The organism is Polaromonas sp. P1_G2, assembly GCF_056405515.1.
In genome coordinates, this window is sequence record NZ_JBFUBY010000744.1 from 1 (window position 1) to 578 (window position 578).

The 578-nt window shown below is 57.8% G+C and carries 1 protein-coding gene; it reads right to left on the bottom strand.

Features of this window, described 5'->3' with window-relative positions:
• Window positions 1–578 (bottom strand): ABC transporter substrate-binding protein (locus AC1D0P_RS27340; protein WP_477679601.1); only part of this gene is annotated, 578 nt, incomplete at both ends.

A 578-nucleotide genomic window follows, 5' to 3' on the forward strand; every position in this document is an offset into this window, starting at 1 on the left:
CCCTCCAGCATCATTGCCGCACGATTTGCGAGGAACAGGTTGAAGCTCTGGTTGTTGTCAATGCCCATGAAGGGCTTCAGGATATAATTCTGCGACCAGTCGTTCAGTTCCTGGAAGCTCGCGGTGGCGCAGGGCTCCTTCGACCAATCGAGCTTCATGTTCATCAACTCGTCGTGCTTGTCGACACCGCACTTGGCTTCAAGGATGACGTCCATCAGCCGCATCAGGTGCCAGTTGACCGTGCCGCCGAATGTCATCGGCGCAATGCCGGCATCCTTCAGCTTCTTCGCATCGGCCTTCAGCTCGTCATACGTCGTCGGCATCGCGGTGATGCCGGCCTTCTGGAACAGCGCCTTGCTGTAATAGATCGCTTCGCCGTGGAAGGTATAGGGTACACCGTGGCGGCCGCCCGGATAGATCTTGGAGAAACTGGCGGCCGTACCAAGCAGGTGCTTATCCCAGTCATACTTCTTGTAATAATCGTCGAGAGGTTTCGACAGGCCGGCCTTGACGAATTCGCCACCCAGGCCGAGCCCCGCCCACATGAAATAGATGTCCGGCCCCTGGCTGGACTGCGC